Annotated in this window: 8 protein-coding genes and 1 pseudogene; 3 read left to right on the plus strand and 6 right to left on the minus strand. The window is 73.1% G+C overall.

Annotated features, from left to right (window positions below):
• The 6 genes from VGX25_RS11560 to VGX25_RS11585 all read right to left on the minus strand — a co-directional run.
• Nucleotides 1–905: DUF1015 family protein (locus tag VGX25_RS11560; protein WP_326917658.1), on the minus strand; the 905-nt coding region annotated here is incomplete at its 3' end.
• A gap of 44 nt (nt 906–949) precedes the next feature.
• Nucleotides 950–1,690 (minus strand): pseudouridine synthase, encoded by a 741-nt coding sequence (locus VGX25_RS11565; RefSeq protein WP_326917659.1) that lies wholly within the window; start codon nt 1,688–1,690, stop codon nt 950–952.
• A complete protein-coding gene (gene scpB / locus VGX25_RS11570) occupies nt 1,680–2,525 on the minus strand; it encodes an SMC-Scp complex subunit ScpB (protein WP_326917660.1) in 846 nt (281 codons plus the stop codon). Before scpB ends, VGX25_RS11565 begins: the two co-directional genes overlap by 11 nt.
• Nucleotides 2,522–3,349, minus strand: a complete 828-nt coding sequence (locus VGX25_RS11575; protein ID WP_414635770.1) for a segregation and condensation protein A — start codon at nt 3,347–3,349, stop codon at nt 2,522–2,524. Before VGX25_RS11575 ends, scpB begins: the two co-directional genes overlap by 4 nt.
• Nucleotides 3,350–3,477: 128 nt before the next feature.
• Nucleotides 3,478–3,861: a cobyrinic acid a,c-diamide synthase gene (locus tag VGX25_RS11580; protein WP_326917662.1), complete on the minus strand. Its 384-nt coding sequence runs from the start codon at nt 3,859–3,861 to the stop codon at nt 3,478–3,480.
• Nucleotides 3,858–4,778 (minus strand): ParA family protein, encoded by a 921-nt coding sequence (locus tag VGX25_RS11585; RefSeq protein ID WP_326917663.1) that lies wholly within the window; start codon nt 4,776–4,778, stop codon nt 3,858–3,860. Before VGX25_RS11585 ends, VGX25_RS11580 begins: the two co-directional genes overlap by 4 nt.
• 101 nt (nt 4,779–4,879) lie before the next feature.
• Between VGX25_RS11585 and VGX25_RS11590 the strand changes: the two genes are divergently transcribed.
• The 3 genes and pseudogenes from VGX25_RS11590 to VGX25_RS11600 form a co-directional block, all read left to right on the plus strand.
• Entirely contained in the window at nt 4,880–5,686 is an 807-nt protein-coding gene (locus VGX25_RS11590) for an RDD family protein (RefSeq protein WP_326917664.1), read from the plus strand.
• A 57-nt stretch (nt 5,687–5,743) separates the two neighbouring features.
• Entirely contained in the window at nt 5,744–6,763 is a 1,020-nt protein-coding gene (locus tag VGX25_RS11595) for a hypothetical protein (RefSeq protein ID WP_326917665.1), read from the plus strand.
• Nucleotides 6,760–7,068, plus strand: a pseudogene (locus VGX25_RS11600) (hypothetical protein); the annotation flags it as partial. The gene VGX25_RS11595 and the pseudogene VGX25_RS11600, both read left to right, overlap by 4 nt.

Here is a 7,068-nt window from a genome sequence, read left to right on the forward strand (position 1 = left end):
GGCACCGGCCGCACCCGCGGACCCTCCGGGTCGACGCCGAGCGCCTTGCCCAGCAACAGTTCCTCGACCACCGCATGGTCGATCACCGGACCCGGCGGCAACTCGACGACGAGCGTGCCGTCGCGACACCGCGCCACCACCTCCCCGGTCCGCGTCGGAACGGTGTGCGCCGCCGCCACGCGAACGACCAGCCCCACCCGCCGCCACGCGGCGGCCAGCGCACCGGCGTCCAACCCGGTGCCGGTCAGCACCCGGTGGAACGCCCCGATCCGCAGATCCGGACCACCCGTGACGAGCGCGAGCAGCCCGTCCAGCCCGGCGGCCACCGCGGCCGCCACCCGGTGGTTGCCGTCGGCCACCAGCAGGTGGCCGGTCCCCGCCGCGTCCAGCAGCTCCTCGTCGGGCGGTGCCAGCCACACCCGGTGCCGCCGCCCACCCGAGTCCACAGTGGACACGGCGGCCGGCCCGGAGATCACGCCGCGCACCGCCGACGTCAGCCGGTCGCCGCCGTCCACCGGAACCAGCATCGCCGCGCTCGTGGCGCAGCCGAGCCCGGCCAGCATCCCGGCCCGGTCGGCCACGACATCCGGATAGACCTCCTCGGTGTCCGCCAGCCGGTCCAGCCCCACCATGCACAGCAGCCCGACCGCCGACCCGTCCGGTCCGTCCACAATGTACGGTGCGACCACGTCGGTGATCGGCCGGTACGCCGACGCCAGCAGCACCGCCAGCGTCGCCCGCGCCATCGGCAGCGCGTCCCCGAGGTTCAGCCCCGCCGCAAGCGCCCCCGGCGTCCGGTGCGGATGCTGCACCGCCAACAGCGTCCGCCGCGCCGCCCCATCCTCGGCCAGCGCCGCCTCGATCCGCTCCGGCTCGGCGAACTCGTCGACGTCGGGCCCTGGCACCTCCTCCCGAACCACCCACCCCCGGCGGATCGGATGTAAACCGCTCACAGCCCGACGGCGGAGTACAGGGAGCCGACCTCGGCGCGGGTGAGTTGGCGGAGGGAGCCGGGGCGCTGGGCGCCGAGGTGGACGTCGCCGATGCGGGTGCGGACGAGGCGTTGGACGGGGTGGCCGACCTCGGCGAGGAGGCGGCGCACGATGTGCTTGCGGCCCTCGTGCAGGACGACCTCGACCTGGGTGCGGCCGTCGACGCTGTCGACCACCTTGAAGGAGTCGACGGTGACCATGCCGTCGTCGAGCTCCACGCCGTCGCGCAGGCGGCGGCCGAGGCCGCGTGGGACGGTGCCGGCGACCTCGGCGAGGTAGGTCTTGAGCACCTCGTAGGAGGGGTGCATGAGGCGGTGCGCCAGGTCGCCGTCGTTGGTGAGCAGCAGCAGGCCCTCGGTCTCGGCGTCGAGCCGGCCGACGTGGAACAGGCGCTCGCGGCGGCCGCGCAGGTAGTCGCCGACGCACGGGCGGCCGCGCTCGTCGGACATCGTGGTGTGCACCCCGCGCGGCTTGTTGAGGGCGAGGTAGACCAGGTCCTCGCGGACGTTGACGCGCACGCCGTCCACGTGGATCACCGCGGTGCGCGGGTCGACCCGGCGGCCGAACTCGGTCACCACGGCGCCGTCGATGCTCACCCGCCCCTGGGCGATCAGCTCCTCGGCCGCCCGGCGCGAGCCGACCCCGGCCTTGGCGAGCACCTTCTGCAGGCGGACCCCCTCGGGATGCTCAGACGTCATCGATCGCGTCCACCTCCGGCAGCAGCGGGGCGATCGGCGGCAGCTCGTCCAAAGAGGACAGACCGATGCGCTCGAGGAACAACTCCGTCGTGCGGTACAGGATGCCGCCGGTCTCGCTGTCCGTGCCGGTCTCCTCGATCAGCCCGCGGGCCAGCAGCGTGCGGATCACGCCGTCGACGTTGACGCCGCGCACCGCGGCCACCCGCTGGCGGGTCACCGGCTGCCGGTAGGCGATCACCGCGAGCGTCTCGAGCGCCGCCCTGGTCAGCCGGGACCGCTGGCCGTCGAGCAGCAGCTTCTCCACGAACGGCGCGAACCGGTCGCGGGTGTAGAACCGCCAGCCGCCACCGACGTGCCGCAGGTCGATGCCGCGCCCCTGCTCGGTGTACCGGGCGGCCATCCGCAGCAGCGCCTCGTTCACCCTGGTCACCGCCGCGCCCACGGCGGTGGCCAGCAGCTCCTCCTCGGCCGGCGAGTCCACCACGAGCAGCAGCGCCTCCAGCGCCGCCTCCAGGTCGCCGTCGGCGGACAGGTCGGGAAGATCCGAGTCGGCCATCGCGACCGGAACCTCCTCGGTCGCGACCTCCTCCACCGCCGCGTCCCCGACAGCCACGCCGTCGGCAGAGGCGTCCTCGGCCGCGACCTCCTCCACTGCGGCGTCCCCGGCAGGGGCGTCGTCGGCAGGGGCGTCCCCGGCAGCCACGCCGTCAGCAGGGGCGTCCTCGGCCGCGACCTCCTCCACCGCCGCGTCCCCGACGGGCCCGCCGTCGGGTGCGACCTCCTCGGCCGAGATCTCCTCGTCGGGCACGACAATCGTCTCCTCGGGTGCGGTCACCCGTACTCCTCCTCGTCCGTGCTCGCCCTTGCGGCGTCCGCGGCGGCCGTGGCGTCTTCCACGCTGCCGCCGGTCCACTCCACGTGCAACTCGCCGAGCGCGTCGACCTGGTGGAACGCCACCACGGACTCCTTGTACAGGTCGAGCAGGGCGAGGAAGCGGGCCACCACCTCCACGGTGTGCTGGCAGTCGGCGATCAGCTCGGCGAACGTGGCCCGGCCAGACGAGGCCAGCCGGACCCGCAGCAGCGCGGCCATCTCCCGGACCGACACCCTGGACGCGTGCAGGTGGTCCAGCGAGATCACCGGCGGCGGCTTCGGCCGGAACACCGCCGCGGCGATCTCGGCGAACGCCTTGGCGTCCACGCCGAGCATCACCTCGGGCAGCAGCGCCGAGTACCGCTCCTCCAGCGCAACCGAGCGCGGGTAGCGGCGCAGCGCCCCGGCCTCCAGCTCGGCGAACAGCGCGGCCACCTGCTTGTACGCGCGATACTGCAGCAGCCGGGCGAACAGCAGGTCCCTTGCCTCGAGCAGGGCCAGGTCCTCCTCGTCCTCCACGTCGCCCGACGGCAGCAGCTTGGCCGCCTTCAGGTCGAGCAGCGTGGCGGCGACGACCAGGAACTCCGTCGTCTCGTCGAGGTTCCAGTCGTCGCCGAGCGCGCGGATGTGCGCGATGAAGTCGTCGGTCACCCGGTGCAGCGCCACCTCGGTGACGTCCATCTGGTGCTGCGAGATCAGCTGCAGCAGCAGGTCGAACGGACCCTCGAAGTTGGCCAGCTTGACGGTGAACCGGGTCGGCTGCACCTCGCTGGGCGTCGGCGCCACAAGCTCCACTGTGTCAGATTCAGGGTGAGGGCTCGGATCGACCTCTGCCGTTGTCAGCCGGCGGTTCGCAATGGCGAAGGCCGGCTCCGAGGGCGGACCTCCGGCCCGCCCTCGGGCGCCGGGAGCCCTCACTGGGAAGCATCCCCACGCAGCCGTCGCACCAGCATGGAGTTGTCGCCGTGCTCCTCCAGATCCGCGAGCATGATCGCGACGGCCTCGCGCACGATTCGGCCGCGGTCGACCGCGAGGCCGTGGGTCGCGCGCAGCGCCAGCCGGGAGTGCTCGAGGGCGAGCAGCTCCTCGTCGGACACGTACACGGTGATCTTCGAGGGGTGCTTCTGCCTTGGCGAGCCGCGGCGCGGGGAGGCCGGCCGGGCCCGGTGCGTGCTGGCCGGCTGCCCGGCGTCGAACCACCCGTCCCCGTCCCCGTTGCCGTTGCCGTTGTCGCTGGGTGCCCGGCCGGTTTGTCTGAACAGTTCCGCGGCGCCCGGCAGTGAGGTCCGCCGGGTCACCTGGCGATCACTTCGCGCGCGAGCTGGCGGTAGGCCTTGGCGCCCGCCGACCGCGGCGCCCAGCGGGTGATCGGCTCGCCGGCGACGGTGGTCTCCGGGAACCGGACCGTCCGGTTGATCACCGTGTCGAACACGGTGTCCCCGAACGCCTCCAGCACCCTGGCCATGACCTCGCGGTTGTGCACCGTGCGCGGATCGAACATGGTCGCCAGGATGCCGGTGATGTCGAGCTTGGGGTTGAGCCGCTCGCGCACCTTCTCGATCGTGTCGATGAGCAGGGCGACCCCGCGCAGGCTGAAGAACTCGCACTCCAGCGGGATGAGCACGCCGTCGGCGGCGGCGAGCGCGTTGACGGTGAGCAGGCCGAGCGACGGCTGGCAGTCGATCAGCACGTAGTCGTACTCGGCGATCACCGGGCGCAGCGTGCGGACCAGCGTGTGCTCGCGGCCGACCTCGGAGACCAGCTGCACCTCGGCGGCGGACAGGTCGATGTTGCTGGGCAGCAGGTCCATGCCCTCCACGCCGGTGGAGATCACCACGTCGTGGATGCCGACGGACCGTTCGATGAGCACGTTGTAGATGGTCTTCTCGAGCTGGTGCGCGGGGATGCCGAGGCCGACCGACAGCGCGCCCTGCGGGTCGAAGTCGACCAGCAGCACCCGGCGGCCGTACTCGGCCAGCGCGGCGCCCAGGTTGATCGTGGACGTGGTCTTGCCGACGCCGCCCTTCTGGTTGCACAGCGCCAGAACCCTGGCCGGGCCGTGTGCGGTGATCATGGGGGGCTCGGGGATGTGCCGGCGGGGCCGGCCGGTCGGGCCGTGACCGTTGGTGCTGACCTCCTCGATCTGCTCGTCGTCGTCGGAGGCGGCGCGCGGGGAGAGGCTCAGCTCGCGGTCCGTGGGGTGAAATGTCGACATAGCGACCTGACTCCTTGTCGTCCCGACAATCTCGGCCGCATCTTATGGGCGGTCGACCTGGGGATCGGCGAGGCTCGCCGGGCTGGAGATACCTTCTCTACATGTCCGACCTCGTGACCGGCGAGGCCGTCGTGCTCGACCTGCGGCTGGCCCGGCTGGCCAGCCGCGGGGTCGCGGTCGCGATCGACGTGCTCGTGCAGGCCGTGGTGCTGCTGGTGGTCCTGCTGCTGTTCCTCGCCGGCGCGGGCAGCGTGGACCCGGCGTTGCGCGCCGCGATCGGCGTCGTGGTGGTCGCCGCGGTGCTGGTCGGCTACCCGGTGCTGTTCGAGACGCTCAGCCGGGGCCGTTCGCCGGGCAAGGCGGCGCTGGGGCTGCGGGTGGTCCGCGACGACGGCGGGCCGATCCGGTTCCGGCAGGCGCTGGTGCGCGGACTGACCGGGTTCTTCGTGGACTTCTGGGTGTTCGGCCTGCTGGGCTCGGTAGCGATCTTCGTGTCGCTGGCGTCGGCGAAGGGCAAGCGGGTCGGCGACCTCCTTGCCGGAACCGTGGTCGTCGCCGAGCGGATCCCCGCGGCCGAGACTCCGGCCGTGACCATGCCCCCGGCGCTGGCCGGGTGGGCCTCCGGGCTCGACGTGGCCGCGGTGCCGGACGACCTGGCCCTCGCCGTCCGGCAGTACCTCGGCCGCTACCACCGGCTCGACCCCGCCGCCCGGGACGCGCTCGGCGCCCGGCTGGCCGCGGAGGTCGGCGGTCACCTCGGCGTGCCGCTACCGTCGGAGGCGTGGGCACCGCACTACCTGGCCGCCGTGCTCGCCGAGCGCCGGGCGCGCGAGCGGGCCCGGCACGCCGCCCCACCCCCTCCCGCCGGAGAGTCCACCGGCGACGACCCGTTCGCGCCGCCGCGCTGATCACGTGTCCGATCTGGCAGGATTGCGAATCTCGACCGAGTGATTGACGGGGGCCCGATGACGGACGGACCCGGCTGGGCCAGCCCAGATCCCCAGCCCGATCCCCAGCGCCAACCTTCGCCCGCCTACCCGCAGTACCCGTCGGCGCCGCCGCCGCGGGCGGGCGCGCTCAAGCCGGGTGTCATCCCGCTGCGCCCGCTCGGGGTGAGCGAGATCCTCGACGGTGCCATCTCGACCATGCGCGCGCATCCCAAGCCGACGCTGGGCGTGTCCGCGATCGTCGTGCTGGTGAGCGAGCTGCTGCTGCTCGTGGCCACCTACCCGCTGCTCGACGACATCGGGCGCGCGTCGTCGATCACTCAGGCCACCCCACCGGAAGAGGTCCTCGCGGCGTTCCGGGCGACCATGTCGTACCTGGGGATCATCCTGGTGATCGGCCTGCCGACCCTGGTGCTCCTGTCCGGCTTCCTGACCGTGGTGGCCGGCAAGGCGGTGCTCGGCCAACCGATCGGGGCGGGCGAGGTGTGGTCCCGGGTGCGGCCGAGGCTGCTCGCCCTGCTGGGGCTGACCATGGTCTACCCGGCGGTCGCGCTCGGCGCCAGCCTGGTCCTGTTCGTGCTGGCGCTCGCGGTCCCGCCGCTGGCCGTCGTGGTGGCCATCGCGCTGGTCCCGCTTGCGCTCTGGCTGTACGTCCTGTTCTCGCTCGCCACGCCCGCGCTGATGCTGGAGAACGCCCGGATCGGTGCGGCGTTCGGCCGGTCCCGGAAGCTCGTGCGCGGATCGTGGTGGCGCGTGTTCGGCATCGAGCTGCTCGCGCTGGTCATCACGATCATCCTCACCCTGATCATCACGGCCCCGTTCGCCTACTTCGGCGGCGGCTTCGACCAGGTGACCACGGAGCCGGCGCCGCCGACGGTCACCTACCTGATCCTGACCACGATCGGCGGGATCATCGCCGGCACCGTCACCAGGCCGTTCGTCGCGATCGTGACGGCGCTGCTGTACACCGATCAGCGGATGCGCCGCGAGGGCATGGACATCGAGCTGGCCAGGATGGCCGGCCAGCCGCCACCGTGATCCCGGTCGACGTCGACCGGGACGAGGCGCGCGAGGCCGCGCGCCGCGAGCTCGCCGATCCCCTCTACCAGGCCGCCGAGCCGTCGCTCGTCGAGCGGACCGCGCGGTGGCTCGGCGCGGTGCTCACCGAGCTGTTCACCGGCATCGGCGCCGCCGTTCCCGGCGGCGTGGCGGGCCTGATCGTGCTGGCGCTGCTCGCCGTGCTGGTGGTGGTGATCGTCCGGCTGCGGGCCGGCCCGGTCGCCCGCGGCGCCCGCCGCCGGCCGGCGTTGTTCGACGGCTCGGCGCGGTCGGCGGACGAGCAC

The organism is Actinophytocola sp. (genome assembly GCF_035942955.1).
Taxonomy (GTDB): Bacteria; Actinomycetota; Actinomycetes; order Mycobacteriales; family Pseudonocardiaceae; genus DASYTH01.